Annotated in this window: 29 protein-coding genes and 2 tRNA genes; 19 read left to right on the top strand and 12 right to left on the bottom strand. The window is 40.6% G+C overall.

Translation table 11 applies throughout. The features are described from left to right. Positions 1–12: 12 nt before the first annotated feature. From AC6H4V_RS09835 to AC6H4V_RS09825, 3 genes are read left to right on the top strand one after another with little or no spacing between them, the layout of a single operon-like run. Positions 13–456, top strand: coding sequence for a hypothetical protein (locus tag AC6H4V_RS09835; RefSeq protein WP_497606695.1), 444 nt, complete (start codon positions 13–15; stop codon positions 454–456). Continuing rightward, positions 453–950, top strand: a complete 498-nt coding sequence (locus AC6H4V_RS09830) for an outer membrane beta-barrel protein (RefSeq protein ID WP_497606694.1) — start codon at positions 453–455, stop codon at positions 948–950. The genes AC6H4V_RS09835 and AC6H4V_RS09830 overlap by 4 nt, the downstream gene beginning before the upstream one ends. Before the next feature lie 51 nt (positions 951–1,001). Continuing rightward, positions 1,002–2,150: a BaiN/RdsA family NAD(P)/FAD-dependent oxidoreductase gene (locus tag AC6H4V_RS09825; protein ID WP_497606693.1), complete on the top strand. Its 1,149-nt coding sequence runs from the start codon at positions 1,002–1,004 to the stop codon at positions 2,148–2,150. Positions 2,151–2,154: 4 nt separating this feature from the next. Here the strand turns inward: AC6H4V_RS09825 and AC6H4V_RS09820 are convergent. Then, a tRNA-Val gene (locus AC6H4V_RS09820) sits at positions 2,155–2,230 on the bottom strand. Between the two features lie 173 nt (positions 2,231–2,403). Between AC6H4V_RS09820 and pckA the strand changes: the two genes are divergently transcribed. Then, entirely contained in the window at positions 2,404–3,990 is a 1,587-nt protein-coding gene (gene pckA, locus AC6H4V_RS09815; protein WP_497606692.1) for a phosphoenolpyruvate carboxykinase (ATP), read from the top strand. 9 nt (positions 3,991–3,999) lie between these two features. Here the strand turns inward: pckA and AC6H4V_RS09810 are convergent, their stop codons facing one another. Genes AC6H4V_RS09810 through AC6H4V_RS09800 form a run of 3 tightly spaced genes read right to left on the bottom strand, consistent with a single transcriptional unit; the run spans position 4,000 to position 7,449 of the window. Beyond that, positions 4,000–4,566, bottom strand: coding sequence for a DedA family protein (locus AC6H4V_RS09810; protein ID WP_428729928.1), 567 nt, complete (start codon positions 4,564–4,566; stop codon positions 4,000–4,002). A 9-nt stretch (positions 4,567–4,575) separates the two neighbouring features. Continuing rightward, positions 4,576–6,558, bottom strand: a complete 1,983-nt coding sequence (uvrB, locus tag AC6H4V_RS09805; RefSeq protein WP_497606691.1) for an excinuclease ABC subunit UvrB — start codon at positions 6,556–6,558, stop codon at positions 4,576–4,578. Positions 6,559–6,582: 24 nt separating this feature from the next. Continuing rightward, a complete protein-coding gene (locus AC6H4V_RS09800; RefSeq protein ID WP_497606690.1) occupies positions 6,583–7,449 on the bottom strand; it encodes a radical SAM/SPASM domain-containing protein in 867 nt (288 codons plus the stop codon). A 131-nt stretch (positions 7,450–7,580) separates the two neighbouring features. Between AC6H4V_RS09800 and AC6H4V_RS09795 the strand changes: the two genes are divergently transcribed. Beyond that, positions 7,581–7,712: a hypothetical protein gene (locus AC6H4V_RS09795; RefSeq protein ID WP_497606689.1), complete on the top strand. Its 132-nt coding sequence runs from the start codon at positions 7,581–7,583 to the stop codon at positions 7,710–7,712. A gap of 74 nt (positions 7,713–7,786) precedes the next feature. Here the strand turns inward: AC6H4V_RS09795 and AC6H4V_RS09790 are convergent, their stop codons facing one another. Genes AC6H4V_RS09790 through AC6H4V_RS09775 form a run of 4 tightly spaced genes read right to left on the bottom strand, consistent with a single transcriptional unit; the run spans position 7,787 to position 11,638 of the window. Continuing rightward, positions 7,787–9,217 carry a mechanosensitive ion channel family protein gene (locus tag AC6H4V_RS09790; protein ID WP_497606688.1) on the bottom strand — a complete coding sequence of 477 codons (1,431 nt, stop codon included), beginning with the start codon at positions 9,215–9,217 and terminating at the stop codon, positions 7,787–7,789. 4 nt (positions 9,218–9,221) lie between these two features. Further along, complete coding sequence (locus AC6H4V_RS09785) at positions 9,222–10,259, bottom strand: peptidase M42 (protein ID WP_428729954.1); 1,038 nt, start codon at positions 10,257–10,259, stop codon at positions 9,222–9,224. A gap of 2 nt (positions 10,260–10,261) precedes the next feature. After that, positions 10,262–11,194, bottom strand: coding sequence for a 30S ribosomal protein S6--L-glutamate ligase (rimK, locus tag AC6H4V_RS09780; protein ID WP_497606687.1), 933 nt, complete (start codon positions 11,192–11,194; stop codon positions 10,262–10,264). A gap of 9 nt (positions 11,195–11,203) precedes the next feature. Then, positions 11,204–11,638 carry an ATP-dependent zinc protease family protein gene (locus tag AC6H4V_RS09775; RefSeq protein ID WP_497606686.1) on the bottom strand — a complete coding sequence of 145 codons (435 nt, stop codon included), beginning with the start codon at positions 11,636–11,638 and terminating at the stop codon, positions 11,204–11,206. Positions 11,639–11,882: 244 nt separating this feature from the next. On the opposite strand from AC6H4V_RS09775, the gene AC6H4V_RS09770 reads away from it, so the two are divergent. The 4 genes from AC6H4V_RS09770 to AC6H4V_RS09755 all read left to right on the top strand — a co-directional run bounded on the left by AC6H4V_RS09770 (position 11,883) and on the right by AC6H4V_RS09755 (position 12,773). Then, the gene (locus AC6H4V_RS09770) at positions 11,883–12,107 is read left to right on the top strand and encodes a hypothetical protein (RefSeq protein WP_497606685.1); all 225 of its coding nucleotides are present in this window, start codon (positions 11,883–11,885) and stop codon (positions 12,105–12,107) included. An 83-nt stretch (positions 12,108–12,190) separates the two neighbouring features. Then, on the top strand, positions 12,191–12,418 hold the full coding sequence (locus AC6H4V_RS09765) for a hypothetical protein (RefSeq protein WP_497606684.1): 228 nt from the start codon (positions 12,191–12,193) through the stop codon (positions 12,416–12,418). Between the two features lie 4 nt (positions 12,419–12,422). After that, a complete protein-coding gene (locus AC6H4V_RS09760; protein ID WP_428729937.1) occupies positions 12,423–12,641 on the top strand; it encodes a hypothetical protein in 219 nt (72 codons plus the stop codon). A 55-nt stretch (positions 12,642–12,696) separates the two neighbouring features. Further along, positions 12,697–12,773, top strand: a tRNA-Arg gene (locus tag AC6H4V_RS09755). A 25-nt stretch (positions 12,774–12,798) separates the two neighbouring features. Here AC6H4V_RS09755 and trpA read toward each other — a convergent pair. Beyond that, positions 12,799–13,539 (bottom strand): tryptophan synthase subunit alpha, encoded by a 741-nt coding sequence (gene trpA, locus AC6H4V_RS09750; RefSeq protein ID WP_428729938.1) that lies wholly within the window; start codon positions 13,537–13,539, stop codon positions 12,799–12,801. After that, the gene (locus tag AC6H4V_RS09745) at positions 13,536–13,940 is read right to left on the bottom strand and encodes an Hpt domain-containing protein (protein WP_428729939.1); all 405 of its coding nucleotides are present in this window, start codon (positions 13,938–13,940) and stop codon (positions 13,536–13,538) included. Before AC6H4V_RS09745 ends, trpA begins: the two co-directional genes overlap by 4 nt. Positions 13,941–14,039: 99 nt before the next feature. Between AC6H4V_RS09745 and panB the strand changes: the two genes are divergently transcribed. The 3 genes from panB to AC6H4V_RS09730 are packed head-to-tail and all read left to right on the top strand — an operon-like array spanning position 14,040 to position 16,893. Next, on the top strand, positions 14,040–14,831 hold the full coding sequence (gene panB / locus AC6H4V_RS09740; protein ID WP_497606683.1) for a 3-methyl-2-oxobutanoate hydroxymethyltransferase: 792 nt from the start codon (positions 14,040–14,042) through the stop codon (positions 14,829–14,831). An 8-nt stretch (positions 14,832–14,839) separates the two neighbouring features. Beyond that, positions 14,840–15,853: a Holliday junction branch migration DNA helicase RuvB gene (ruvB, locus tag AC6H4V_RS09735; protein WP_497606682.1), complete on the top strand. Its 1,014-nt coding sequence runs from the start codon at positions 14,840–14,842 to the stop codon at positions 15,851–15,853. After that, positions 15,850–16,893, top strand: a complete 1,044-nt coding sequence (locus tag AC6H4V_RS09730; RefSeq protein ID WP_428729942.1) for an AI-2E family transporter — start codon at positions 15,850–15,852, stop codon at positions 16,891–16,893. Before ruvB ends, AC6H4V_RS09730 begins: the two co-directional genes overlap by 4 nt. Before the next feature lie 143 nt (positions 16,894–17,036). On the opposite strand, the gene AC6H4V_RS09725 is transcribed toward AC6H4V_RS09730, so the two are convergent. Then, positions 17,037–17,921 (bottom strand): lipid A biosynthesis lauroyl acyltransferase, encoded by an 885-nt coding sequence (locus AC6H4V_RS09725; protein ID WP_497607929.1) that lies wholly within the window; start codon positions 17,919–17,921, stop codon positions 17,037–17,039. A gap of 99 nt (positions 17,922–18,020) precedes the next feature. Between AC6H4V_RS09725 and AC6H4V_RS09720 the strand changes: the two genes are divergently transcribed. The 7 genes from AC6H4V_RS09720 to AC6H4V_RS09690 all read left to right on the top strand — a co-directional run bounded on the left by AC6H4V_RS09720 (position 18,021) and on the right by AC6H4V_RS09690 (position 24,129). Then, entirely contained in the window at positions 18,021–18,926 is a 906-nt protein-coding gene (locus AC6H4V_RS09720; protein ID WP_428729944.1) for a PDC sensor domain-containing protein, read from the top strand. Next, positions 18,923–19,534 carry an imidazole glycerol phosphate synthase subunit HisH gene (gene hisH, locus AC6H4V_RS09715; RefSeq protein ID WP_497606681.1) on the top strand — a complete coding sequence of 204 codons (612 nt, stop codon included), beginning with the start codon at positions 18,923–18,925 and terminating at the stop codon, positions 19,532–19,534. The genes AC6H4V_RS09720 and hisH overlap by 4 nt, the downstream gene beginning before the upstream one ends. A gap of 8 nt (positions 19,535–19,542) precedes the next feature. Further along, positions 19,543–20,265: a 1-(5-phosphoribosyl)-5-[(5-phosphoribosylamino)methylideneamino]imidazole-4-carboxamide isomerase gene (hisA, locus tag AC6H4V_RS09710; RefSeq protein WP_497606680.1), complete on the top strand. Its 723-nt coding sequence runs from the start codon at positions 19,543–19,545 to the stop codon at positions 20,263–20,265. Between the two features lie 61 nt (positions 20,266–20,326). Then, on the top strand, positions 20,327–20,701 hold the full coding sequence (locus tag AC6H4V_RS09705; RefSeq protein WP_428729947.1) for a response regulator: 375 nt from the start codon (positions 20,327–20,329) through the stop codon (positions 20,699–20,701). Continuing rightward, positions 20,701–21,534: a 50S ribosomal protein L11 methyltransferase gene (locus AC6H4V_RS09700; protein ID WP_428729948.1), complete on the top strand. Its 834-nt coding sequence runs from the start codon at positions 20,701–20,703 to the stop codon at positions 21,532–21,534. Before AC6H4V_RS09705 ends, AC6H4V_RS09700 begins: the two co-directional genes overlap by 1 nt. Positions 21,535–21,536: 2 nt before the next feature. Continuing rightward, complete coding sequence (gene ftsH / locus AC6H4V_RS09695) at positions 21,537–23,510, top strand: ATP-dependent zinc metalloprotease FtsH (RefSeq protein WP_497606679.1); 1,974 nt, start codon at positions 21,537–21,539, stop codon at positions 23,508–23,510. Then, the gene (locus AC6H4V_RS09690) at positions 23,500–24,129 is read left to right on the top strand and encodes a phosphatidylserine decarboxylase (protein ID WP_497606678.1); all 630 of its coding nucleotides are present in this window, start codon (positions 23,500–23,502) and stop codon (positions 24,127–24,129) included. The genes ftsH and AC6H4V_RS09690 overlap by 11 nt, the downstream gene beginning before the upstream one ends. 43 nt (positions 24,130–24,172) lie before the next feature. On the opposite strand, the gene AC6H4V_RS09685 is transcribed toward AC6H4V_RS09690, so the two are convergent. After that, the gene (locus tag AC6H4V_RS09685; RefSeq protein WP_497606677.1) at positions 24,173–26,521 is read right to left on the bottom strand and encodes a tetratricopeptide repeat protein; all 2,349 of its coding nucleotides are present in this window, start codon (positions 26,519–26,521) and stop codon (positions 24,173–24,175) included. Between the last annotated feature and the right edge of the window lie 40 nt (positions 26,522–26,561).

Below are 26,561 nucleotides of genomic sequence, written 5' to 3'. Positions count from 1 at the left end.
TAAAGGAATCAAATGTTTAAAAAAGGGACAACTATTGAAGAGGTAGCTGAGTTTTTAAGTGAAAAAATTAGAAAAGCAGGTGTGAAATCAAAAATTACGATTATAGATGCTTACTTTTTTAGTAACAGCAGTTATAGTATTACTAATTTGTTGAAAAATATTATCAAGCCATTTGAAAATACAATATCAATAATTGAAATAGTAACAGTTGAATCAAAAATAAATAAAAGTAATTATGAACGATTTAAGCGTGACTTTTCAAATTATGATATAAAAGTCTTTAAAAGTGATGATTTTCATGATAGGTTTTGGATTATTGATGATTCAAAAGCTTTTATAGTCGGAGCTTCAATAAATGGCATTGGAGGAAAGCATTTTTTTGTTCAAGACGATTATTTAACACAAAAAGATAATGGTGAATTATTGAGTTTATATAAAAGGGAAGAGCTATTGTGAAAAAACTACAAAGTTTACTTCTAGCTTCTGTCCTTACAGTTTCTTCTTTAGCTGCCGATGAGGTTAGAAAAACAGTATATATCGGTGTTGCAACTGCTTCTATAGAAAATGAGAGTATGACCGAGGGAGTATTTGGATTTGGGGTGGATAAAATTTATAGCAGCTGCATGCTTTGGGGGCTTCATAGCGAGTATAGCTTTGGCAAACTCTCGGATGATGCCACAAATGAAAATGACATGGTAGCTACCATAGAGCTCGACTTAAAAGCGGGTTTTGTTCCATTTAAAGACTTTTCGGTGTTTGCTTTAGTGGCGGGGGCAGGGCAGTACATAGAGAATGATGGTGCTTATGGTTTTGGGTATGGTGCAGGGATGGACTATGCGCTGACCGATAATATTATTTTTGATGTGAGATACAAAACTTACAGTATGAAAGATACTCTGCTAGACTACGACTACAACAAAGCCGTTGCTTCTTTGAGATATAAGTTTTAGAGTTTTCTATCCAAAGATTGCATAGTCCGCTCTCTTTGGTATAATTGCACCATGAAAATATATGATGTTGTGATTCTCGGTGCAGGTGCAAGCGGCTTGATGTGCGCTTCACATTTGGATAAACGTTTAAGTGTTGTTATGGTTGAGGGCAACGGCAAAATCGCCCAAAAGCTTAAGATTTCGGGTGGTGGCAAGTGCAACATTACCAACGCACAGCTAAGTCAAGAGAATTTTGACGGCGATAGAGATTTTATCTTTCATGTATTTGAGAGCTTTAGCAGAGACGACCTGCTTGAGTACCTCCGCAAAAACGGCGTTGTGCCGGAACTGCGCAAAAAGCGTTACTACTTCTGCAAAGACTCCTCCGATGAGGTTATACAAATCTTTAAAAAAGCTACAAAAGATGTGACATTTTATCTCAACGGCACTATCTTATGGGTCAAAAAAGAGGGCGAACTTTTTGTCATTCAGACCCAAAAAGAGAGTTTGAGAGCCAAAAAAGTGGTCGTTGCCACGGGAGGCAAGAGCTACAAAGAGTTGGGTGCAAGCGATATTGCCCTAGAGATAGCCAAGAGTTTTGGCATCAAAGTAAAAGAGTTTGCCCCCGCACTTGTAGGGTTTACGGTGCAAAAAGAGCAATTTTGGATGAAAGAGTTAAGTGGTCTTAGCTGCCCAGTTGCTGTAAAAGTAGGCGCAAAAACCATCAAAGAAGAGCTGCTATTTACCCACAAAGGCATAAGCGGACCAGCTATTTTAAGCACATCACTCTACTGGCAAAGGGGCAATATAAGCATAGATTTTCTCCCCGATGCCAACATCTTAGAGCTTATAAAGGGGAGCAAAAAGCTCTTAAGCTCCCTCATTCCGCTCCCAAAAAGACTAGCAAAAGCACTCTTAGAAGCGTTAGAAGTAGAAGATACCGAGTGCAAAAAAATCAGTAGCACAGCAAAAGAGAAACTGGCAAAAATCCACACATACGAGTTCGCACCGGCAGGAAATTTTGGTTTTAGCAAAGCCGAAGTAAGCCGTGGCGGTGTTTTGAGTGAGGAGCTAAACCCCTACACCATGGAAGCACTGGATGTGAAAAATCTCTATTTTATAGGCGAAGCAGTCGATGTAACGGGAGAGTTGGGCGGATACAATTTTCAATGGGCATTTAGCAGCGGCTATGTTTGTGCAAAAGGGATAAATAGAAGTTAAAGAGTGGTGCTCACAACTGGACTCGAACCAGTGACTTTTACCTTGTCGAGGTAACACTCTACCAACTGAGTTATGCGAGCGAGAGTGGAATTTTACCAAAAAAAACTTAAAGTAATTTTTCAAAGACGCTCTTTATTTTGTGGGATTGAAAAGTTGTTAGATTTTCGCAAATTAAGGAACATATTTACTTTGGATTTAGGTATGTTCGGTGTATAATTTCGTCTATAATTAAAAAAGTACCATAAGGCAAGTTATGAACTTAACCGAGTTAGAAGAGATAGGTTTAAGGAATGTTGGTAAGATTTATCATAATCTTAGTTATGATGAGTTAATTCGCCACGAGATAGAAAATGGTGAGTGTACGCTTACAAAGCAGGGTGCTACTGCTGTGGATACTGGTGTTTTTACTGGGCGCAGTCCAAAAGATAAATATTTCGTTGACAGAGACCCTTCCAACAAATACATCGCTTGGGGTGATGTAAACCATAAAGTCAGTGAAGAAATTTTCAAAGAGCTTTTGGAGGTGGCAAAAGAGCAGCTCTCAGGTAAAGACCTCTATGTCACTGATGTTTACAGTGGTGCAAGTGTTGACTCAAAGCGTTCTATCCGTTTTGTGACTGAGATAGCGTGGCAGGCACACTTTGTAAAAAACATGTTTATTCGCCCGACTGAGACTGAACTTGATGGTTTTAAACCACAGTTTACGGTTCTAAATGCTTGTAAAGCGGTAAATGATAAGTGGAAAGAGCATGGACTTAATTCGGAAGTTTTTGTTCTTTTTGATATCGAAAACAATCTTTCTATCATCGGTGGTACGTGGTATGGAGGGGAGCTTAAAAAAGGCATCTTCTCCATGATGAACTACTGGTTGCCGCTAGAAAACAAGCTCTCGATGCACTGCTCTGCAAACGTTGGGAAAGAGGGCGATACAGCGCTTTTCTTTGGACTAAGCGGTACAGGAAAGACGACACTCTCTACTGATCCTTACAGAAAACTTATCGGTGATGATGAGCATGGTTGGGATGATAATGGTGTCTTTAACTTTGAAGGCGGGTGTTACGCCAAGGTGATCAACCTTGATGGTAACAACGAACCAGAGATTTATGGCGCCATCAAAAGGGGCGCGTTGCTTGAAAATGTTGTCTTAGATGATGATGGTGTTGTCAACTACAATGACGGAAGTAAAACAGAAAACACACGTGTCTCTTACCCGATAGAGCATATCAAAAACCACGAAGTTTCCCTAAGTGCGGGACATCCTCAAAATATCATCTTTTTAACTGCTGACGCTTTTGGCGTACTTCCTCCGGTTTCAAAGCTTACGCGTGATCAGGCAATGTACTACTTCTTGAGCGGTTATACTGCTAAAGTAGCAGGAACTGAAAGAGGCATTACTGAGCCAGTTGCGACGTTTAGTGCATGTTTTGGAGAGGCGTTTTTACCACTTCATCCAACGGTGTATGCCAAACTCTTAGGTGAAAAAATCGACGGACATGATGTTCACGTCTATCTTGTAAACACTGGATGGACAGGCGGAAAGTACGGTGTTGGCAAGAGAATGAGCATCAAAGATACGCGTGCATGTATCAACGCTATTCTTGATGGCAGCATTAACAAGAGTGAGTTTGACACTACAAAAACATTTAGACTTCATGTTCCTAAAACATTGGGTGACATCAATCCTGAGATACTTAATCCAAGAAATGCTTGGAGTGACAAAGAGGCTTTCGATAAAACAAGAGATACTTTGGCAGAGATGTTTATCAAAAACTTCCAGAAGTACCAAACGGAGGAGAGTGAGTTTGACTTCTCTGCCGCAGGACCAAAAGTAGAGGCTTAAACCTCTACTTTACTTAACCTTTTTTTTCGTGGCGTGTGTCATGTAAAACCACAAAGTGGTACCAAAAGTTATGAGGATAATAGGCGCTATCCATGGTTTTTGAGCTACAGTTTCTGCCATCTTTACTAAAAATCCTCCAGAGTAGTAACTTCCAAATCCAAAAACCAAAGCCCAAAGTGCCGCTCCAAAGATGTTAAAAAATGCAAACTTTTTAAAATCATACTTTGTAAGTCCGATGGTTATAGGGATAATGGTTTTTATGCCATAGATAAACTTCTGAACGACAATAATCCAAGAGTCATGTTTTTTGAGTAAAAGATGTGCAAGAGCCAGTTTTCTTCTATGTTTTCTAAGCCCCTCCATCATTATCCCCTTTTGGTATCTTGCCATATAAAAGAGCAAAAAACTCCCCATTGCATTTGCTGTAAATGCTATAAATATAGATAGCCCCAAATCCATTTTGCCCATATAGGAGAGGACACCCGCGGCGACAATTGCTACAAATCCTCCGCCCAGTGAGTAGAGAAAAAGTCCTATATATCCGTATGTGGCTAGGTTACTAAAAGTATCTTCCATTTTTTTTCCTTAGAGTTTTTTGATTTTTGCTATCTCATCACGCAGGCGTGCCGCCTCTTCAAAGTTAAGCTCTCGTGCCGCCTCTTTCATCTTTAAAGAGAGTTGTGTGACAAGTGCCTTTCTCTCTGAAGCCGGCATTTTATCTATTTTTTTATTTTTTTGGTAAATGGCACCGTAATCCTCAACTTTGAGATTTTCATCAAGTTTTCGGATGGTAGTTGTCGGTGTGATGTTGTGTGTTTTGTTGAACTCATCTTGCATTTTTCTTCTTGCATCTGTAACGTCGATGGCTTTTTGCATTGAGCCTGTTATCTTGTTGGCATAGAGGATAACTCTGCCATTTGCGTTTCTTGCCCCTCTCCCGATGGTCTGGATAAGAGAGGTTTCGCTTCTTAAAAAGCCCTCTTTGTCGGCATCCAAAATCGCGACAAGGCTCACTTCAGGTAGGTCAAGCCCCTCACGAAGAAGATTTATGCCGATGAGGACATCAAACTCTCCAAGACGCAATGCTCTGATGATTTGATTGCGCTCTATAGTGTCGATGTCGGAGTGCATATACTGCACCTTTATGCCCAAATCGGCAAGGTATTTAGTAAGTGCTTCTGCCATTTTTTTGGTCAGAACTGTGATAAGCACACGCTCGTTTTTTGCTACTACTTTTTTGATCTCATCATGGATATCTTCTACTTGGTTGGTGGATGGTTTTACTTCTAAGATGGGGTCTAAAAGCCCTGTTGGACGTATGATTTGCTCTGCTTTTACGCTTGAGAGTTCTAGTTCATATTTTGAGGGAGTTGCCGAGACAAAAAGGTAGTGCGGCGCTTTTGTGATATACTCGTCTATCATAAGCGGGCGGTTGTCAAGTGCGCTTGGCAGACGAAAACCATATTCCACAAGAACCTCTTTTCTTGCTCTGTCCCCTGCATACATGCCTCGGTATTGAGGAAGCGAAACATGCGATTCATCAACGATGACGAGATACTCTTTGCGGTGCAGTTCAAAGTAGTCAAGAAGCGTGTAGGGCGCCTCGCCTGTTTTTTTGTTTGTGAGCAGCCTTGAGTAGTTTTCAACCCCTTTGCACATGCCTGTAGTTTGGAGCATCTCAAGGTCGAACTCTACTCTCTGTTTGAGGCGTTGATACTCGACAACTTTCCCCTCTTTTTGAAAATATGCCAGACGCTCATGTAACTCGTCTTCTATGCGTTTGATAGCGATAGCCATCTTCTCTTGACTTACGCTAAATTGGGAGGTTGCGTAAATGGTAAAGCTTTTATGCTCTTCAAGCTTTTTGTTGTCTATGACATCAAAAGTGTAGATGGCTTCTATCTCGTCGCCAAAAAACTCTATGCGAATGGCTTCTTGTTCAAAGTAGGGCGGAAACACGTCCAAACTTTCGCCGTTTACCCGTATATGTCCACTGTCAAAATAGGTGTCGTTACGCACATAACCCATCTCAACAAGGCGAAGCAGAAGTTTTTTTTGTGCGATAGTGTCCCCAATGGCGATGGACTGCACCATGTTTTCATACTCCTCAGGGTCTCCCAAACCGTAGTTTGCAGATACAGACGCCACAACGATAACGTCGTCATAAGAGAGAAGATTTGCCGTTGAAGAGAGGCGCAAGCGTTCGAGTTCATCATTTATGGCACTATCTTTTTCTATAAAGAGGTCTTGACGGGGGATGTACGCTTCGGGTTGATAGTAGTCGTAGTAGGAGACGAAATACTCAACATGATTTTTTGGAAAAAACTGTCTAAACTCGCTGTAGAGCTGTGCAGCAAGTGTTTTGTTGTGTGTCATGATGATCGTTGGCATCTGTACTTTTTCAATGATACGTGCCATCGTATGCGTTTTACCACTTCCTGTCACGCCCTCAAGCGCTTGGTAGCGATTGCCTTTAAGGATGGAATCGCTTAAAACTTCTATCGCTTTTGGTTGATCGCCTGCTGGTTCATAGTCGGATACAACTTCAAATGTTCTTTTTTTATTCATGGGTGCGATTATACCAAAGGGTATTTAACCAAAGCGCTCTTTGTAGGTGCATTTTTTACAAAGCTCCTCTACGGCGATGCTTTTTTTAAAACCCTCGATGATATCTTGTGCTCTCTTGGCTTGTAGTATCTCTGTGAGCGTTGCTTCATGAAGATTGCCAAGATTGATAATCCCATCCCCGTCCAAACAACAAGGCACAACAGTTCCGTTTACGAGGATGCCGATATGTGATTTTAGTCCATGGCATGTTCCATCGCTTGTGTGTGTTGCGCTCAGTGATGGCCACTCAAAGTAGTTGTCAAAATCAAGAAGCACTTTAGAGGCTAAGCGGATGGATGTAGGTTTTTCTTTATAAAGAGTGGTTGCATCTAAAGAGGAGCCAAAAAAAGCGTTCAGTTTTTCAAAGACTTTTTCATTGTAAGCACTCTCACTTGCAAGCGCATCAAGATTCCAAAGACGAAGATTGAGAAATGGTTTTGGGTAATTTTGAAGTTTTTGCGAGCAGTGATGAAAAATAGCACTCATATATGCGTCAAATGTCATTGTTAAGCTGTTTTTGTTAAAACTGTTAAGAGAGATGTTGAGTTGACGCACCGCATCATGAAAAAGAGTAGCACTTTGATGTTTTTGAAGATAGTAGCCGCTTGTGGTAAGTTCTACTTCAAAGCCCTGTTTTTCGGCAATATCAAGGTAGTCTTGTAAGTTTGAAATCGTCAAAGGGTCGCCCATCACATGCAGGGCAATGCGCCTCGTATAGGACTGAAGCTGTTGCAATACGTCTTCAAAAAAAGGAAGCGACATCGTTTTTGATGGCTCTTGTTTTGGAGGGCAAAAACTGCATGCCAGACCGCAGATGTTGGTTACTTCGATATAGACACGATGCAAGTGCATGTTGTTCCTTGAAAAAAAACTTAAAATCAAAAGATAACTAAAAAGCAATAAGAAAGATAAAAGTTAAATCGGATAAAATTACTCCGATTTAAAAATTTAGAGGGTAACGCTCTCTTACCAAAGGATACACGATGAAAAAAATCATCTTACTAATCGCATTGACACTAGGTGCTCTCCAAGCTAACGAAATTGTACATTATGATGTTAAAGAGGCGCAAGCGCCAATTAGCAAGCCCAACCACCCAAATTCAGATATTCACTAATATCTGAAAACCTTTTATTTCTCCTTCTAAAATAGGTCTTTACCGTTGACCTATTTTAGTGAATTTAACCTCTCTTAACTCTTATAAAACTCTACCCCATTTTCATGAAGCTTTTTAACGATTTTTTGACTTAACTGTGATTTTAATTCCATTATCTGATGATAAGGTGCTGCGTACCACACATAAAGGATAAAGCAAGAACTCTTTGTATCTGGAACAAAATGGACACGCGGTCGAAATTCACGAGAGCGCATATCGTAGCGTTTTTTTAAGCTTGAGAACTGTTTTGAAGCAACCTCCATATAACGCTCTGTCGCTTCTAAAGTTACCGTATTCACAAGCTCTTCAACCTTTTTTGTATCCACATCAAAGGGGAGGCGAAACTCTATGAGGTCGTAGATAGTCTTCATCTTGTCATGCGTGTAGTTATAGACATAGTTGGTGACAAAAAAATTGTTTGGTATGAAAACTGTTCTTCCAGAGCGCTTCAAATCGAGGGCGGTTGTGTTGTTGATGCCCTCATAGAGAGTAACTTGAAAGAGAGAGATGTCGATAACCTCGCCTATGATTTGGTTGTTGTTGATTTGGATGAGAATCCTGTCTCCCACTTTGATAAAGTTTCCAAAGGAGAGATGAAACCATGTTGCCACGCTTTGGAGATACTCTTTCATGCTTATCGTCATCGCTGCACCGATGACACCTATGAGCGTCGCAGCATAGACGATGTTGCTGATGTTAAAGATGATGAGCATGAGCAAGATGATAAAGAAAAAGGTAATGTTAAGCACACGCTTCATCCTCAAGAGACGATCCACGTCATCGGTCTTTTTTGCAATGAAATGTTTTAAGAGATGGAAGAGAAAAAACATCAGAAGCAAAATAGCCATTTTTATGATGTGGATAGGCAGTTGTGTCTGTTTGTACGTTTCAAGTTCACCCAGATAGCTCTGTTTTGTGCGTTTTAAAACCTCTTTTTTGTTTTCAATCAACCCTGCCGCACTCTCAAAAAAATCGAGTGCTTTTTGAAGTTGCTGCTCTTTTGCAGGCTCTTTTGCCTCCTGCTCGATGGTTAAAGAGAGCTCTTTTTCTAAAAAAGCCACAGCGTGGACAAACTCCTCTTCTAGGAGGCTGAGGCGTTGGGTTTGAATCCTAAATTTGCTTTTTTGGTTTGTAAAGAGGAACTCTATAAAGCTAATCTCTTCGATTTTTTCTAGGGTAATCTTCTCAAGAATGGTGTCAAAGGATTGTGGTAGTTCATCAAGAATCTTTTTTTTGCTTTTTTGCAGTTCAAGAAGCTGTTTTAATTCGATTTTTTTCTTGCCCCATGACTCTTTGATAGATTTTTCAAGAATTTTTATCTCATCATCAAGAGCTTGTGCTTTGAGTTGGTTGCTATAGACTTGCAGCCAGCTGTTTTTCTCTTTTTCGAGATAGTCCAACTCCCCAGCCAGAGAGAGCGTAGAGAGAGCAATAAGGGTAAAGAGAAGAGAGATGATTTTTTTCATAGGCTTATTCTTGTGTGATATAGATATTTTTTAAAACAGTTATCATACTCTCAATGGCCCTTGTTGTCGTTGTTTCATTGACAGTATGGTAGCCGATAGTTGGTATTTGGAGTGTTGTTCCTTGAATTTCACCTTTTGTTGCATGGATTAGCCTTCCAAGTTCAGTGGTTCCAAGAGAGCGAACAGTGCCGTTTTTGCGCATTTTGTTTTTAAGATAGGTATCTTTGAAACTAAATTTTATCTTCTCTTTGGTCGCTATTTTTCTGATTCTGTTTTTTAGAGGAGAACGAAAAACGGCGTTTGAGTCTCTGTGTCTAAGTACGATATCGATGTTGCGAATCTCTTCTAGTGTTGGGTAGGGGCTTGTGTCGAGTACAAGCAACTCATCTGTTTTGATGTTGAAGCGTCGAAACCACTCGAGTAAAAATCTCCAGCTTTTGCCAGCCTCTTCAGAAGCTGTAAAAAATGCCGTTCCCTGATAACCAAGCGAGTAGAGATAGATGATGATGGCGATGCTTATGACATTATCAAGCTGTGCAGAGACCAAATCATCGTTGATGACTAGCTTATCCATAAAAGCTATGGGAATCCCTGGTAAGAGATAGTCAAAGCCATCTATCTTGAAGATAATGTTGTTTCTTCTTTCGCATAAAAAAGCATCTTTGATGGAGCCTAGTCCAAGATAGCTTCCTGCCCATGGCTGATATGCTTGCACTTTTTCATCGACAAATCGAGCAGTAAAGTTGTGCAAAAGCTGCTCCGAACTAGAATCACCCGTTAAATCCGCTTTGTTTTTTGCGATAAATGCGGCATACTGAAACTCATTATGCCCCGTGCAGATAAGCCCGTGTCTATCGGCATGTGCTGAGATGTAGCCACGTTGTGGGTTGTTGCCTTTTGCCACAAGTACGCCGTCATAGTACTCCACCGTGATACCTAGCTCTTCAAGCTCTCTTTTGATAAACATAAAAAAAGGTTGTTCAGCTCCCACCACGCTTGGTATGCGGATAAGCTGTTTCAATATATCGTAAAACAACTCCATCACTACGCTCCAATATTGTCTTTTTTAATTTTTCTTTTTTTTGGATGCGTTTTGCATTTTGGGGCTACATTTTGTGCCACATACTCCATGATTTTTCCAGCAATATCGATTTTTGTGGATTTTTCGATCCCCTCTAGTCCAGGGGAAGAGTTAACCTCCATGACAAGAGGTCCGCGCGATGATGGAATCATATCGACCCCACAGATACCAAGCCCCATCGCTTTTGCGGCCGCAAGTGCCGTCTCTTTCTCTCTCTTTGTGAGTTTATGTGCCGTTGCGCGTCCGCCTTGATGGAGATTGGATCTAAAATCCCCCTCTGCCCCTTGACGCTTCATAGCCCCTACGATTTTTCCATCCACGATAAAGACGCGAATATCTGCTCCACCAGCCTCTTCAATGTACTCTTGAACAAGCAAATTCACATCCATTCCATAAAAAGCGTCGAGTACCGATTTTGCTGCTTTTGCGCTGTCAACCAAAACAACGCCAACACCCTGTGTTCCCTCTAAGATTTTAAGCACAAGCGGCGCACCGCCACTAAGAGCGATAACATCTTTTGCGCTTGATTTGTTAGAGGCAAAAACTGTCTTTGGCATGTCAACACCGTTTTTTGAGAGGATTTGAAGACTTCGTAGTTTATCCCTGCTTCTTTTAATCGCCAAAGAACCTGTTGTACTAAAGACATCCATCATCTCAAAGTGTCGTACCATTGCGGTGCCGTAAAATGTTCTGCTTGCGCCTATTCTTGGGATGATTGCATCAGGTGTCGGGAGCTCTTGTCCTTCGTAGTTGATTTTGAGCTCATCTTTCATAATCTCTATACTGCATTTGAGATAGTCGATTACGCGCGCTTCCCAGCCTCTGGCTTCCGCAGCTTCAACCAGTCTTTTTGTGGAGTAGAGCTCTTTGTTTCTTGAGAGTATATAGATTCTCATTTTATCCCTTTATGCCTCTTGTGTTTGTTTGGTGAGATATTCTTGCGAAACATCAACTAAAAATTTTTTTGCCAAAAACTTTCTTCCTATGAGCATTGGGTACTTCATATCGGAGCGGTTTGTTAAAGAGATAACGGTTGTATAGCTCTTTCCAAAGAAATCAACTTTTATGCGGATGGAAGGTCTCTCTTGCGTCTCGCCGTTAGAACTTTTAACCCTTTTGATGCGATAAAGAGGCAGTGTCATCCTTTTTCCATGATAGGCAAGATGCGCTGCATCTAAAAGCCTAAAATGTACCAAACCATTCTCTTCATCTACAGATATATCATTACAATGAAGTGCGTTGGAGTCTGCACCTGTATCAATTTTTGCATCAAGATTGTAAAGTTGTAAATCTGGAATCGAGACAAGCTCTTTTGCGCCGATAATTCTCTTTTTAATCATTGAATTTATCCGATATTTTAGGGTGATTATAGCATAGAATAGAGGCAGAAATAGCCTTTTTTTAAGTTTTTTTTTAGCAAATTTCTTTTTATTTGTGAGTATAATTTTGTAGAAACAAAATGGAAATAAAGAGGCTAGGCGGCTTGTAAAGGGCTCAAATATTACGCGGTTGCGTAAGGACATTCACAGAAAGTGAAAGGTATTTGTTAAGAGGGCAAATATGACGTTTAAAGATTTGGAATTTATGTTAGAGTTGAATGGTGTCATGCGAAACGATATTGATTATATTTTAGATTTTAGTAGAAAAAATGGCATCAATCAAGAAGAGATCGATGATGAGCTCAATAAACTGGGGTATGAGAGAATTATCGAAAATGAAATAGAAAGCGGTTGGGATGATGATGAAGATGACTATGGTCATGTAGAAAAAATCAAACCTCGCAGCAAATTTTCAGAGGATTATGACTAACAAAGAGTACTCAAGGCAGCTAGCTTTTAAATTATGATAGAATTATAGTTATATAACAAAGTGAAAAAAAGGTAGGATTTTTTATGCAAGACCAAACAACTTTAGAGAGATTGAGTGAGAAAGTTTCAACAATGGTTGAACAGTACAAGATGATGAAAGAGCAGAGTGAGGCACTAAGGTTGGAGATAGTGGCGCTTCAGGCCCAAAATGAACTAAAAGATCAAGCGATAGAAAAACTTGTAGAACAAAATAGTCTCAAAGATTTTGAAATAGAGTCTATCGTAGAGAAACTCGAAAGTATAATGGCTTAGGGGAATGAGCAAAAAGCTTGGGTTAAATATAGCGGGACGCCGTTTTGATGTTGATATAGATGACGGTTTTGCTCCTTTTTTGGAGCAGCAGATGCGAAAAGATTTCAATGTTGATGGCAATAATGATTTGAAGGTATTGTTGCAGGCGTACGTCCGCAAAAACCACGAATTGTATCTTCAAGAGCAAAAGATAGAAGAAATCACACAAAAACTAGAATTTTAAAATAATTATAAGTTAAGCGTGATATAATTTCGTTCTCTTAATTAAGAGATAATGTGCGTTCGTAGCTCAGCTGGATAGAGCACTGGTTTGCGGTACCAGCGGTCAGGGATTCGAATTCCTTCGGGCGCACCACTTTATTCAAATCCCCTTACTTCATTTAACTGTTTATCTCACTTTTTAGAATCTTTGCAAGTTCACTACACTTTTTTATCTTCTCATTATAGTTTAAACTCTCATTTAAAAGTATCTCGACAAAAGCACTTCCGACAATAACTCCATCCGCACCTTTAACTTTCTCTTTTGCTGTTTTTTGGTTTACGCCAAAGCCTACATTGATGGGAGTTTGCGTATATTTTTTGATAGTTGCAAGGATGGGTTGTAAATCCTCTGCCGCTCCAGAGCCTGTGATGCCAGTGTAAGCAACCAAATAGATAAACTTTTTGGAATTTTTTACTATCTCCTCTATTCTTGCCTCGCTGTCTGTTGGTGCGACAAAGCAGATGTTTGCCAAGTCATTTGCTCTAAAGAGTGCATTGTATGGATGGTTCTCTTCATAAGGCAAATCGGGGATGATAAATCCATTGACACCAAGCTCTTTTGCCGCAGGGATGAGTTTTTGCATATTGTGTTGGTAAAAACTGTTAAAATATCCCATCCAAAGGGTATCTACTTTAGGAGCAACCACTTTTGAAATCTCCAAAAGATGTTCAAATTTAAACCCAAGCGCAAGCGCTTTTTGGTTTGCTTTTTCTATCAAAGGACCATCTGCAACAGGATCGGAGAATGGTATGCCAAGCTCAAGTGTGTCAACGCCATTTTCATGAAGCGCTAATGCCAAATCGATACTAAATGATTTTTCTGGATATCCAGAGGTGATGTATGCTACAAGTTTTTTCAAGGGGTTTCCAAATCAGGTAATTTTAGTAGATAATATTTGATGCGCGTAAGTTCATTGTCAGATTTGAAGTCATCTTTCCATATAGCAAACATATCGCTGATGCTAAGAAGCCAGTTAAGTGTCTCTTCGTTAATCTTTGTATGATTCGTTCGTATCTCTTCGAGTGCTTCTTCCACAAAAGTTGCAAGTTTTGCCATGGGTGTTATTTTGAGATAACCTGAAGCAGATTTGATGTTGTGAAAAACACGAAAAAGTTCATTGATACTCTGCTCAAACATATTTGGTTTTGTCAAATCAAGAATCATCACCTCCATGGAATCAACCATAATAGAGTAGTGATCTAAAAATTCATCGACTATTTCATAATCAAAGTTAGAATCCAAATCACTTCTTATGCCCATAAAATATTTTCTCCTATAAGTCTAAAATTATATCTATTTTTCGTTAAAATACTTTTTATTTTAAAATGGCATAGAGTCAGTGAAAGAGAAGAGTTTAAAATGGCAAAAAAAATGACAATCACTTCAATCAAAAAAAGCAAAGGTGTTCAGCCGCTTGTTATGATAACTGCTTATGATGCTCTTTTTGCGAGACTTTTAGAACCGAGTTCCGATATGATTTTGGTTGGAGACAGTTTGAACATGAGCTTTGCGGGCAGAGCCGATACGCTTAGTGCTACGCTTGAGCAGATGATATACCATACAAATGCCGTTGCGATGGGTGCAAAAAATAGCTTTATCATTACCGATATGCCTTTTGGAACTTATGTCTCTAAAGAGGAGGCTTTGAAAAATGCGATTACAGTTTTTCAGCAAACACCGGCAGATGCACTCAAAATAGAGGGCGGAGAGGATAAGGCACACATCATAGAGCATTTATGTTCCAATGGCATAGCTGTGTGCGGGCATATCGGGCTTTTGCCGCAAGCTTTTCGCTCAGAAGGTGGCTATAAGGTCAAAGGCAGAACAAAAGAGGAGGAGCAGCAACTCATCAGAGATGCGCAAGCCGTAGAGAGAGCAGGGGCTTTTTGTATGGTTATAGAGGGTGTTAAAGCTGATGTTGCCGCTGCTGTTGCAAAAAGCGTCTCTATTCCTGTTATCGGAATCGGAGCAGGTGCGGAGGTTGACGGGCAGGTGCTTGTGTTCTCTGATATGCTTGGACTTTTTGAGGAGTTTACGCCGAAGTTTGTCAAAAAATATATAGACGGTGCGGCTTTGGTCAAGAAAGCGGTTGGGCAATACGCTGATGAGGTAAAATCAAAAGAGTTTCCTCAAGACATCCACACGTACTAAGAGAAGATATGGAAAGATTGGTTGAGATAGAGCGATTTGAGGGGGAAGAGGTTGTTGAAAATTCTCTTCGTCCGAGTGCGTGGAGTGAGTACATCGGGCAAGAGCAGATTAAAAAAAATCTCAGTGTCTTTATAGAAGCGAGCAAAAAAAGAGGCGAGGCGCTTGACCATGTCCTTTTTTACGGACCTCCAGGGCTTGGAAAGACGACACTTGCACTCATCATCGCAAATGAGATGCAGGCAAATATCAAAGTAACCGCAGCTCCCATGATAGAAAAAAGCGGTGATTTGGCGGCAATTTTGACAAACCTGCAAGAGGGGGATGTCCTCTTTATCGATGAGATTCACCGCCTCTCGCCTGCAGTGGAGGAGATTCTCTACTCCTCTATGGAAGATTTTCGCATCGACATCATCATAGGCAGCGGTCCTGCCGCACAAACCGTGAAGATTGATTTGCCGCGTTTTACGCTTATAGGTGCTACGACAAGGGCAGGCATGCTCTCCAATCCGCTTCGTGACAGATTTGGCATGAACTTTCGTATGCAGTTTTACTCTTCTGAGGAGCTTGCAAAAATCATCTCTCAAGCTTCCAATAAGCTCAACAAAAGCATAGCCCATGAAGCGTGCGCAGAGATAGCAAAACGAAGCCGTGGAACTCCGCGTATCGCGCTAAGACTCTTGCGCCGTGTAAGGGATTTTGCTGATGTGGCAAATGAGAGTAGCATTGTGTATGCACGGACACAGTACGCCCTTGATGAACTTGGCATCAATTCACATGGCTTTGATGCGATGGATATTAGACTTTTACATCTTTTGGCTGGGGCAAATGGAAGAGCGATGGGGCTGAGCACTATTGCAGCGGCACTTAGCGAGGATGAAGGAACGGTTGAGGATGTTTTAGAACCTTACCTAATTGCAAATGGCTATCTGGAGAGAACGGCTAAGGGAAGAAAAGCGACACACGCAACCTACCAAGCCTTAAATATGACTCCCCCAAAATCAGATAATGGAGCTCTTTTTTGAAACCACAATATTTTGTAGCGATACTTTTTGCAACATCGCTTTACTGGATGTATCTTCTTTATGCTCCGTTTTTGTTGGGGATGATTATTGCGGCACTTTTGGCAATTTCTACATCAAACATTCAAAATTTCTTTGAGAGACTTTTAAAATCAAAATTTTTAGCAGCACTCTCAAGCAGTTTTTTGCTTGCACTTCTCTTTTTTGCACCACTAGGCTATTTTTTGGTTACTTTAACGCTCAAGCTTAACACAATAGAGCCTGAGATTTTTAGAAATATAGAGATAACTGTGCGGAATTTTTTGCTTAGCCCTCCTGAATATCTCCACTTCCTCAAACCCTATATGAACGACATAACGCAAGAAGTAAGTGTTAACTCCATAGCTTCTTATGTTTTGTCGCTTACAGGAAGCATCGGGTCACTCAGTGCTGGGTATCTCAAAAACTCATTTTTAGTTATCATTTTTTACTTTTTTGCGCAGTACAATGGTGGCTTTGTGCTTGATTTGCTCAAAAGAGTGGTGCAGATGTCTGTTGAAGAGACAACGCTTTTGGCAAGGGAACTCTCCTCTGTTATGAGCGTTGTGTTTTACTCCATCATCGTTAATGCTATGTTTCAAGGCGTTCTTTTTGGCATTGCAATCTCTTATATGGGTTATAATGGACTTCTTTTTGGGATTATGTACGGTTTTGCTTCGCTTATCCCTGTTGTTGGCGGAGCGCTTATGTGGCTTCCGTTTATGCTTTATGAGTTTTCTATGGGAAACAGTGCAAACGCTATCTTTATCGCTGCTTATACCGTGGTCGTTATCTCACTTATCGCGGATACTTTCATCAAGCCACTTATCATCAAAGAGATAAATATCAGACTTTTAAAAGAGGATGATGCGAAGATGAATGAGCTTATCATCTTCTTTGCAATTATCGCAGGATTGACAGCATTTGGGTTTTGGGGAATGATACTTGGACCTGCTATCACCGCCTTTTTTCTTGCTATTTTAAAACTCTTTGAGGCAAGAACGCAGGAGTGTGTTAATTACTGATGTTACGCACTTTTGTAAAAAAATGCGTAACACTCCTCTAGTTTCTCGAAAAACAAAGTTTTTCGTAGCTTTAGGGGGTTGTAGGGACTTTAGTCCATGCCACTAAGGCGGACGAGTTCGACTTAGTGTATGACATCAGTTAATTATCGCTTGTAGATATGTGGGTATTCGCTCTTAAATCTTCTGTGTATCCAAAACCAGTATTTTGGCTCTTTGTAGATGAGAGTGCTTAGCCAGTTTGCTTGGAGTTGTGTTGCTCTTTGGATATCTTCTTGTTCATGCTCTGTTTTTTCTACCACAATTTCATCAAAGAACACGAGTTCATAGTTCTCTTCATCCTCGCTCAACATAACAACAGGAACGATAGCGGCATCATACTTTCTAGCCAAATAAGCAGGCGCAGGTGTTTGATATACTTTTTTACCTAAAAAATCAACCTCTATGCCCTCTTTTTGGTTCATGGCAGTATCTATAAGGATGCCGCTTGCCATCTTTTTTTTGACAAGTGAGATAAGCGCTCTCATAACATTTCTTTTCTCAAGTGAACTATTTCCAAATCGCTCACGTGATTCTAAAACCCACTTCTCATACTCTCTATTTTTCATCTTTCTAAAAACAGCGGCAATAGGCTCTACAAAAGCACCAATTCCGGTGCCTCCAAGTTCCCATGCGCAGTAGTGCGGTGTTACATAGAGAATGGCTCTGTTTTGCGCATGAATCTTGTCTAAAACTTCTCTGTTTTTGATGGTGATATTTTTTGCAAGTTCCTCTTTGCTCATATGTCTAAGCTCCATAAGATGCAAAAAGTTAAGCATCAGATTTCTAAAGCTGTATTTTACAATCTCTTTTTTTTGTGCACGAGAAAGCGTATCACCATAGATAAAATCAAGATTGACAAAGCCTATATTTCTGTAGCGTGAAGAGAGATAGTAGGCAAGAGAGGCTAAAAATGTAAAGAAATTTTTTCTTGCCCCTTTAGGCAAAAGCATTAAAAATTTTTCCAATAGTAAAAATAGCTTAAATCCCATAAATACCAAATCCATGTGTGTAGTTTAAAACCAAATTATAGCGAATTGTTAGTGTCACTTTGGTATAATTGCCCCATTTTTACAAAAGGCACAAAGCAAATGATGGCATCAGACATTCAGAATTTCTCCGATGGTCGTACCAAAGCAAGAGCCTATTTCTGCTATCTTTTTTCAAAAAATATTCAAAATAGGATGCCCTCTCTTAACCAAGAGATGGCAATGATAGGGCTTTTAAAAACAAAAGAAGCACTAGAAAAATGCGAGGGTGTTTACCTTCTCGATAGCAGTGGTGTGCAGGTCTCTCCAACCTTTACAGCAACAGCACGTCTCGATGATGACGCTGGAAGAATCAGAGCAGATCGCGCATACTATTACCGCGCTGTCAAAGAGGGAAGATGTACTATAACAGACCCCTATCCATCGCTTATCACGGGTGATTTGACTGTTACTGTCTCTCAGCCTGTATATGATGAAAAAGGGGAACTTAAATTTGTCGCATGTCTTGATATGCCTCTTGATGAGGTTATTAAGATTTCGCGTTCAACGATGCTTGATCGCTTCTTTCTCTCACTTTTTCGCTACTCCTATGCATTTTTTGCATTTGCGCTTATCTCTGTTGCTCTGCTTCTCTTTATCAAAGGAGCGCAGAGCTTTTTCATTTATGAGATTTCGCCAGATCACTTCAAGATAAAAGATGTCTTTGAAGCGACTATCTTGCTCACCCTTGCTCTTGCTATTTTTGATTTGGCTAAAACGCTCATAGAAGAGGAGATTTTAGGCAGAAGCAAAGAGCATAGCATATCAGGACCGCATAAAACGATGGTGCGGTTTTTAGGCTCTATCATTATCGCACTCTCCATTGAAGCATTGATGCTTGTCTTTAAGTTTGCCATTACAGATCCGGAGAAGATACTCTATGCGATGTATATCATCATAGGGGTTTCGATGCTTTTAGTGACGCTGGCTGTTTATATAAAATTTACAAAATTAAAGATTGAAGAATGATAGGAATTGTTGATTATAATATGGGAAATTTGGCAAGCGTGCGCAACGCTTTTGCCAAAGTAGGCGCGCAAACGGTTGTTGAGAGTAATCCCGAGAGATTCAAAGAGTACGACAAACTCATACTTCCAGGTGTGGGGGCATTTCCCGATGCGATGGAACATCTAAGAGAGCGAGGGATGATAGAGGCTATCAAAGAGTTTGCCGCTTCCTCAAAGCCTATTCTTGGCATCTGCCTTGGGATGCAGCTTCTTTTTGAGAGTTCTGAAGAGTTTGGTGTGCATGAGGGTCTAGGGCTTATCAAAGGTAAAGTTGTTGCTTTTGACACCTCTAAGTTTGACAGAGCGCTTAAAGTCCCGCACATGGGATGGAACAGAATGTTTACCAAAGAACACCCGCTTTTCAAGGGGCTTGATGAGGAGCATTACCTCTATTTTGTGCACTCTTTTCATGCCCTTTGTGCAAATGAAGAGGATGCCATAGGCAAAACGGTTTATGGGTATGAGTTTACTTCTGCGGTTGCGCATAAAAACGTTATGGGCATTCAGCCACACCCAGAAAAAAGCCATCAAAACGGGCTAAAAATACTTGAAAATTTTACAAAACTATAGGAAAAAATATGACCTTATATCCAGCGATTGATTTAAAAGACGGCAAAGCTGTTAGACTTACAAAAGGGGTTATGGATAGCGCAAAAGTCTATTCTGATGAGCCTTGGATGCTTGTAAAAAAGTTTGAAGAGATGGGTGCGGAGTGGGTGCATCTTGTTGACTTAAACGGTGCTTTTGCGGGAGAGCCAAAAAACTTGGAGCAGATTGTCAAAATAAGAGAAAACTGCAATGTCAAACTAGAACTTGGTGGCGGCATAAGAGATGAAGCAACTATCCAAAAAATGGTAGAAATCGGTATAAATCGCATTATTTTAGGCTCTATCGCAGTAAAAAACCCTGCATTTGTCAAGGAGATGGCAGCAAAATATCCTATCGCCGTGGGCATTGATGCGATTGATGGATTTGTGGCTGTTGAGGGGTGGGGTGAAGTGAGCAAGATGCGCGCAACCGACCTTGCACGCGAGTTTGCTGATGCGGGAGTTGAGGCGATTATCTGTACAGATGTCTCACGTGATGGAACTCTTGGCGGTGTAAATGTCGAATTTACACTAGAGATTGCACAAGCAAGTGGCATCACAACGATAGCAAGCGGCGGTGTCAAAGATGAGAGCGATATAGAGGCACTCATAAAGACCAATGCTATAGGCGGAGTTATTATTGGCAAGGCTTACTACGAGGGAACACTCGACCTTGCAAAAATGTTTCAGCGTCTGAGCTTAATGGCAAAATAAATAAAATTTAGGTATCATTATTGCTTAAAAAATTGCAAATATTTAGAGAAAAGGATTTCATTTGAAATTACTTGTTGTTGATGATAGCTCTACAATGCGCCGTATTATAAAAAATACTTTGCAGAGACTTGGGCATAAAGATATATTTGAAGGTGGAGATGGCGTGGAGGGGTGGAATACACTCAACACAAATCCCGATATCGATATGTTGATTACTGACTGGAATATGCCAGAGATGAATGGGTTAGAACTTGTAAAAAAAGTACGCGCAGATGAGCGATTCAAAGACCTCCCTATCATCATGGTAACAACAGAGGGTGGTAAAGCCGAGGTTATCACTGCACTCAAAGCAGGGGTAAACAACTACATAGTAAAGCCATTTACTCCACAAGTTCTTAAAGAAAAACTTGGTGCAGTTATGGGCATAGAGGTGTAATGCAAGACTATTATTTTGAACTTGTTGTTAACGTCTCCTCTCATCACGCCCTTTTCTCAGATTTTTTAGCAGATACATTACCAGTTGGATTTGAAGAGACGGATGATGGGTTTATCATCCGAAGCGAAGAGGAACTTGACACCATCATATGGGGATTAGAGCAGTTTAGAGAAGCTTTGCAAAAAGCAACCAGTGAGAGCATAGAGCTTGAGTGCAAGCAGGAAAAACTCAAAAACAGTGACTGGGTGAAGGTGTATCAAGAGAGCATACAGCCTCTTGTTATCGATAAATTTTATATTCATCCTACATGGGATGCTCCAAACCCAGAACTTATAAACATCGCCATAGATCCAGCGCTTGCGTTTGGTACAGGACATCACCCAACTACTGCTTCTGCACTTAGAGCGATAGCTAAGCATGTTAAAAAAGGCGACAGAGTACTAGATGTCGGTTGTGGAAGCGGGATTCTCGGGGTAGCAGCCCTCAAGCTTGGCGCACTGGTTGATGCATGTGACACAGATAGCGCGTGCATACAAAACAGTGAGTTAAACTCTGATTTAAACGAAGTAAAGTTTGAAAATTTATGGGAAGGCTCTTGTGGTTTGGCATCAGATAAGTACGATGTAGTCGTTGCCAACATCGTGGCTGATGTCTTGATATTTATAGCAAATGATTTGAAAAGTGTTGTAAAAGAGAGCGGAATCCTTATCTTATCTGGTATTTTAGAGAAGTACGAATCAAAAGTTTTGAAGTTTTATGAAAATTTTGAAGTTCTTGAAAAAATTGCTCAAGATGAGTGGGTAACGCTTATCCTCAAAGAAGGTAAAAAATAGAGATGCAAAACAGTAACAATAACAATAATGACAATAATTTTTTTAACAAAAATCCACTTATAACTTTTGCGATTTTTTCAGTTGTTATCATTTTGCTTTTTAAAACACTCATCGGGGAAAATAGTGCCTCAGATGCAGCAGTGGCAACAACAAGCAAAAAAGCAAAACAGATAAGCTACTCTGAGCTTAAATCGCTTATAGAAGCAAAAGATGTGAGTAAAGTAGAGATTGGGCAGAGTTACATCAAAGCCTACTCCCTAGATGCTACAACCCTCTATACAACACGCATCGTTCCAAGTGATGCGACGCTAACGCAAGAGCTTGATAAGCAGGGCATAGAGTACACAGGATTTAGTGAAACAAACTGGTTTACAGAGATGTTTGGCTGGCTCTTTCCATTTCTCATTATTATCGCAATATGGATGTTTTTTGCCGGACGTATGCAAAAAAGCATGGGCAGCGGCATTTTAGGTATGGGCGGTTCGAGAAAAATGATAAACTCAGAGAAGCCAAAAACAAAGTTTGATGATGTTGCAGGCGTTGAAGAGGCAAAAGAGGAAGTTCAAGAGATAGTTGACTTTTTAAAATACCCAGGGCGTTATGTCGAAATCGGTGCGAAGATTCCAAAGGGTGTTTTGCTCGTTGGAAGTCCTGGAACTGGAAAGACTCTTTTGGCAAAAGCAGTTGCAGGTGAAGCGGATGTTCCGTTTTTCTCGGTAACTGGTTCTAGTTTTATCGAGATGTTTGTCGGCGTTGGAGCGGCTCGTGTACGTGACCTTTTTGAGCAGGCAAAAAAGGATGCACCAAGTATCATCTTTATCGATGAGATTGATGCTATAGGTAAAAGTCGTGCAGCCGGTGCAAACATGGGTGGAAATGACGAGAGAGAGCAGACACTCAATCAGCTTTTAGCGGAGATGGATGGATTTGGAACAGATACGCCGGTTATTATTCTAGCGGCAACAAATAGACCTGAGATACTTGACCAAGCGCTTTTAAGACCGGGGCGTTTTGACAGACAGGTGCTTGTTGACAAACCAGACTTTGAGGGGCGTATAAAAATCCTAAAAGTACACGTTAAGGGCGTGAAGATGGGCGATGATGTTGACCTTGAAGAGGTTGCACGCCTAACAGCAGGTTTGGCAGGGGCAGATTTGGCAAATGTCGTCAATGAAGCAGCTCTTTTGGCAGGAAGAAAGAGCCAGAAAACAGTAACGCAAAAAGATCTTTATGAGTCAGTAGAGCGTGCTTTGGCAGGACTTGCTAAAAAATCTCGCCGTATCAACCCTAAAGAGAAGAAGATTGTTGCCTACCATGAAAGTGGACATGCTCTCTTAGCAGAGACGACAGTCGGTGCAAAGAAAGTTTCAAAGGTATCTATTGTTCCTCGTGGACTCGCGGCACTCGGATACACGCTTAACACGCCTGAGGAAAATAAATTTATGATGCAGCAGCATGAGTTGTGGGCAGAGGTGGACGTACTTCTTGGCGGACGTGCGGCTGAAGAGGTTTTTATAAAAGAGATTTCTACCGGTGCAGGCAATGACCTTGAACGCGCGACAGATATCATCAAATCTATGGTTCAGACGTATGGTATGAGTGATGTTGCGGGGCTTATGGTGCTAGAGAAGAGCAGACACTCTTTCCTTGGAGGCTATGGACAATCACCAAGAGAGTATAGTGACAAGATGGCTGAAGAGATGGATACTTTTATCAAATCGTCACTTCAAGCACGCTATAAGATAGTCGTAGAGAGACTTCAAGAGTACAAAGGTGCGATTGAAGAGATAGTAAGACTTCTCTATAAAAAAGAGAACATTACAGGCGAAGAGGTGCGAGATATCATTATCAAGTTTGAAAAAGAGAATGGGTTGACCTCAAAAGTCAATGTCGTTGTAGATGACATAGAAGAGGAGCTCAAAACTGACGCAGCAATGGCTCAAGAGGCACAGCGAGGAGAGGCAGATGAAAAATAATCTTTTTCCTATCGCCAAAGAGGGGTGGAACTGGATTTTTGGTGCAGTTGTCACGTTTTTGGTTGCTGCATTTTTAGATTTTGATTTTTTAGAGTTTTTCTCATTTGTAGCAACGCTCTTTTTTCTTTTTGTATTTAGAAATCCTGAGAGGGAGTATCTTCTTTATCAAGAAGAGAGCGTCGTCGCACCTGTAGATGGCACTGTGGCTTCTATCGAAGAGGTTGCAGAGGGATATAAAGTTGTTATAGATGGGAGTTATTTTAATGTCTCTTTGTTGCGTGCTCCCTTTTCTGCAACGCTTGAAAATATCGCAGTAAGAAGAGGTGCAAGACTATCTAGTCTATCTCCACTTTCTCAAGACCTCAATGAGCAAGTAGAAATGCTCTTTAGTGATAAAAAATCTTTAAACAAGATGAAAATAGTCCATATGCTCAAGCAGAGTTTTGCTCCGATTGCTATCAATGTGGCAGAAAATCAGAGTGTGATGCAAGGCTCTCGTTATGGGGTGATGGTTAATGGTACTACAACGCTTTATCTGCCAACAAATTTTAGATTAAACGTAAGTGTTGGAAGTGAACTTGTTGCTTCTGAGACACTTGTAGGTTATTTTACGCTCTAAAAAAAAGATTTTCAACTCCCCTTTGGGGTGAAAATTTCTGCTTCTATTGACTCTTTACATTTCTCTCAAACATCACTTTATCTGTATCGATAGTAAAATCAAAATATTCTGAGAGGAAAGTGCTTTTGTTGATTCGTGAGAGCTGAATAACTGCTCCTTTGTTGTTCTTTGCTTCTAGGTAGAGAAGTCCAAGGGCATATCTGCTCTCTAAAAAGTTGCTATCTTTCATCTTGGAGAGTTCTAAAAGTGCAATCGCATTTTCATGATGGTTGGCTGCTATGGAAGCGGCTGCCCCGAGAAAAAGAGTGTGAGAGTCTCTTATTTTATGGTTATCGATGAGGTCATTGTAGAGCGAGTAGGACTCTTCAAAAGCACCATCATAAAGTGAAGCAAGAGCAAGTGCACCTGTAATTTCATCAGTTTGTGAGGTTGTCGATGCCAACGCCTCTTTGAGCTGTTCTCTTAGAAAGTAGAGCTTTCCTGTGATAAGGTTTTGTTGTGTGTAGAGGTACCTTGTGATATGTGCTCCAAAATAGAGATCTTCAAAAGAGAATTGCTGTGCCTTGAGATAGTTGATGACCTCAAGAGCATATTTTTTCTCTTCTAGGGTGTTTAAATATGCATCGATATGCATCAGATGAGGGAGTATCTCATTTGGAAGAAGCGTGGTAAGTTTTGTTGCAGATTTTTGTGCAACAATGCTGTTTTTTTGTTTAAGCGCAATGATGACATCGAGTGCAAGATGGAGAGGTTTTTGTTGGTACTCTTTTTCCAGCCAATCAGAAGCCGCCAAAAAATTATCCTCCGAAATAAAGAGAAGTGTTTTGTAAAGCTCTAGCTCTTCACTCGGGGCTTCATGGGCAAGTTCTTCTTTGAGGATGGAGAGAAGCTTTGCGCTCTCCTTGTCTGTGAGCTGTGAACACATCACGGCATAGATACCAGAGATGTAGTTTTTTGCATCGAGATTGTAGGAGCGTAAAAAATGTTTGTGTGCATCGACAAAGTTGCCCATTTGTGCGTAAGTAAGTCCAAGATTGTAGTGCAGTGCTGAGTGTTTTGGCTGAATCTCTACAAGTTTGAGGAGCATATCGTTTGCTTCTCTGAGTTGAAAAGAGAGAGCTTTTTTAATCGCTTGCGTGATGCCTATGTTTACGTTAGAGGTAGATGCTCCTCTTTCAAGATACTCTTTTGCGGAGTCAATATTGTCTATGAAAATAGTAGCGTTTCCCTTACGGATGTAACTTATGGTCTGATTTGCATTGAAAATTTTATAGGGAGAGAAGTAAAATATCTTTTGATAGTTTGTTGCTGCAGAGCTACTTACAAAGTCCCTATAGTGCTTTTGTGCTTCGTCTGGATTAAAGAGCGAATCTTTTAGTTTTACTTTGATTGGGTAGGGCTTATAGACCTCCTCACCAAATATATCTGTCGCATTTTCTATCTCTTTTGCCGCCTCTTGCATTTGTCCAGATTTAATGTTGATAAGCCCTAGTGCAAGTTGCGCCTTCATGGGCTCTACACCCTGCTTGATGGCGTTTTGAAAATGTTTTTTTGCAAGTGTTAAATCGCCAACTCTTGCATAGAGTGTTCCTAGACTAAAATCATTTTCAGCAGAGTTGCTTTTCTCAAGGCTCTCAATAGCTTTAATATTGTTCTCAAAAAGTGCATTTATCTTTGCACTTAGGCTATTTTGAGTGTTGGCGTACTCTGCTGTTGTTGGGTTATTGAGTGCGCTGAGTGCTTCTAAATAGTTTTGATTATAGTAGTTTATAAGTGTGTAGTAGTAGGAGTAGAGTGGTGAGGATCTCTCTTGCGGCAGATAGGCATGGGCTAAGTCGATATAGTAGCGAAAGCTCTTTGTATCGCCAAGATGTAGTGAGCAAACAGCAGCATTAATGGCGCTTACGCATCTTTTTTCATTGTTTTGTATCGCTTTTTGGAAGGAGGCGAGAGCAGTTTCATATTGCGCCTCTTTGATTTGTGCAACACCTAAGTTGTAGGCAGATACTGCTTCGCTGTAGTGCGCTATCTTTTCATAGAGTGAGAGTGCTTCGCTTTTAGAGCCTGTTGAGTAGAGATAATCGGCTTTGGCGATGAGATTTTCTATCTTGCTGAGTTCAACGGGTTCTTCGGTTGGTTTGTCTAGTTTTTCTTCGATGTTTTGCGTAGAGATTTCTTCACTCTCTGGAGAGGATTTTTGAAGCAAAAAATAGAGAGTTACACCGACAACAACAAGGAGCACAGAAGCACCACCAGCGATAAGGAGCATCTTTTTTTTGTTTAGAGGAGAAGAGTCTTTTGGTGTTGCTTGCGACGCTGCATCACTACTCTCGTTGGTAGCGGCATCAGCGTCCTCAATGATTATAATCTCTTCTTCTAGTCCACTTGCCATTTATTACCTTAGGATTATTTGTTACTTAGAGCAAAAAGGA

Source organism: Sulfurimonas lacustris (assembly GCF_059705355.1).
Note: the sequence above shows the minus strand (reverse complement) of the source record. Positions and strands in the feature narration are given on the sequence as shown.

Excerpts from the sequence above, each read along its gene's own strand:
- AC6H4V_RS09835 (WP_497606695.1), top strand. The coding sequence starts at position 13 with ATGTTTAAAAAAGGGACAACTATTGAAGAGGTAGCTGAGTTTTTAAGT.
- AC6H4V_RS09825 (WP_497606693.1), top strand. The coding sequence starts at position 1,002 with ATGAAAATATATGATGTTGTGATTCTCGGTGCAGGTGCAAGCGGCTTG.
- pckA (WP_497606692.1), top strand. The coding sequence starts at position 2,404 with ATGAACTTAACCGAGTTAGAAGAGATAGGTTTAAGGAATGTTGGTAAG.
- AC6H4V_RS09810 (WP_428729928.1), bottom strand. The coding sequence starts at position 4,566 with ATGGAAGATACTTTTAGTAACCTAGCCACATACGGATATATAGGACTT.
- uvrB (WP_497606691.1), bottom strand. The coding sequence starts at position 6,558 with ATGAATAAAAAAAGAACATTTGAAGTTGTATCCGACTATGAACCAGCA.
- AC6H4V_RS09800 (WP_497606690.1), bottom strand. The coding sequence starts at position 7,449 with ATGCACTTGCATCGTGTCTATATCGAAGTAACCAACATCTGCGGTCTG.
- AC6H4V_RS09795 (WP_497606689.1), top strand. The coding sequence starts at position 7,581 with ATGAAAAAAATCATCTTACTAATCGCATTGACACTAGGTGCTCTCCAA.
- AC6H4V_RS09790 (WP_497606688.1), bottom strand. The coding sequence starts at position 9,217 with ATGAAAAAAATCATCTCTCTTCTCTTTACCCTTATTGCTCTCTCTACG.
- AC6H4V_RS09785 (WP_428729954.1), bottom strand. The coding sequence starts at position 10,259 with ATGGAGTTGTTTTACGATATATTGAAACAGCTTATCCGCATACCAAGC.
- rimK (WP_497606687.1), bottom strand. The coding sequence starts at position 11,194 with ATGAGAATCTATATACTCTCAAGAAACAAAGAGCTCTACTCCACAAAA.
- AC6H4V_RS09775 (WP_497606686.1), bottom strand. The coding sequence starts at position 11,638 with ATGATTAAAAAGAGAATTATCGGCGCAAAAGAGCTTGTCTCGATTCCA.
- AC6H4V_RS09770 (WP_497606685.1), top strand. The coding sequence starts at position 11,883 with ATGTTAGAGTTGAATGGTGTCATGCGAAACGATATTGATTATATTTTA.
- AC6H4V_RS09765 (WP_497606684.1), top strand. The coding sequence starts at position 12,191 with ATGCAAGACCAAACAACTTTAGAGAGATTGAGTGAGAAAGTTTCAACA.
- AC6H4V_RS09760 (WP_428729937.1), top strand. The coding sequence starts at position 12,423 with ATGAGCAAAAAGCTTGGGTTAAATATAGCGGGACGCCGTTTTGATGTT.
- AC6H4V_RS09745 (WP_428729939.1), bottom strand. The coding sequence starts at position 13,940 with ATGGGCATAAGAAGTGATTTGGATTCTAACTTTGATTATGAAATAGTC.
- panB (WP_497606683.1), top strand. The coding sequence starts at position 14,040 with ATGGCAAAAAAAATGACAATCACTTCAATCAAAAAAAGCAAAGGTGTT.
- ruvB (WP_497606682.1), top strand. The coding sequence starts at position 14,840 with ATGGAAAGATTGGTTGAGATAGAGCGATTTGAGGGGGAAGAGGTTGTT.
- AC6H4V_RS09725 (WP_497607929.1), bottom strand. The coding sequence starts at position 17,921 with ATGGGATTTAAGCTATTTTTACTATTGGAAAAATTTTTAATGCTTTTG.
- AC6H4V_RS09720 (WP_428729944.1), top strand. The coding sequence starts at position 18,021 with ATGATGGCATCAGACATTCAGAATTTCTCCGATGGTCGTACCAAAGCA.
- hisH (WP_497606681.1), top strand. The coding sequence starts at position 18,923 with ATGATAGGAATTGTTGATTATAATATGGGAAATTTGGCAAGCGTGCGC.
- hisA (WP_497606680.1), top strand. The coding sequence starts at position 19,543 with ATGACCTTATATCCAGCGATTGATTTAAAAGACGGCAAAGCTGTTAGA.
- AC6H4V_RS09700 (WP_428729948.1), top strand. The coding sequence starts at position 20,701 with ATGCAAGACTATTATTTTGAACTTGTTGTTAACGTCTCCTCTCATCAC.
- ftsH (WP_497606679.1), top strand. The coding sequence starts at position 21,537 with ATGCAAAACAGTAACAATAACAATAATGACAATAATTTTTTTAACAAA.
- AC6H4V_RS09690 (WP_497606678.1), top strand. The coding sequence starts at position 23,500 with ATGAAAAATAATCTTTTTCCTATCGCCAAAGAGGGGTGGAACTGGATT.
- AC6H4V_RS09685 (WP_497606677.1), bottom strand. The coding sequence starts at position 26,521 with ATGGCAAGTGGACTAGAAGAAGAGATTATAATCATTGAGGACGCTGAT.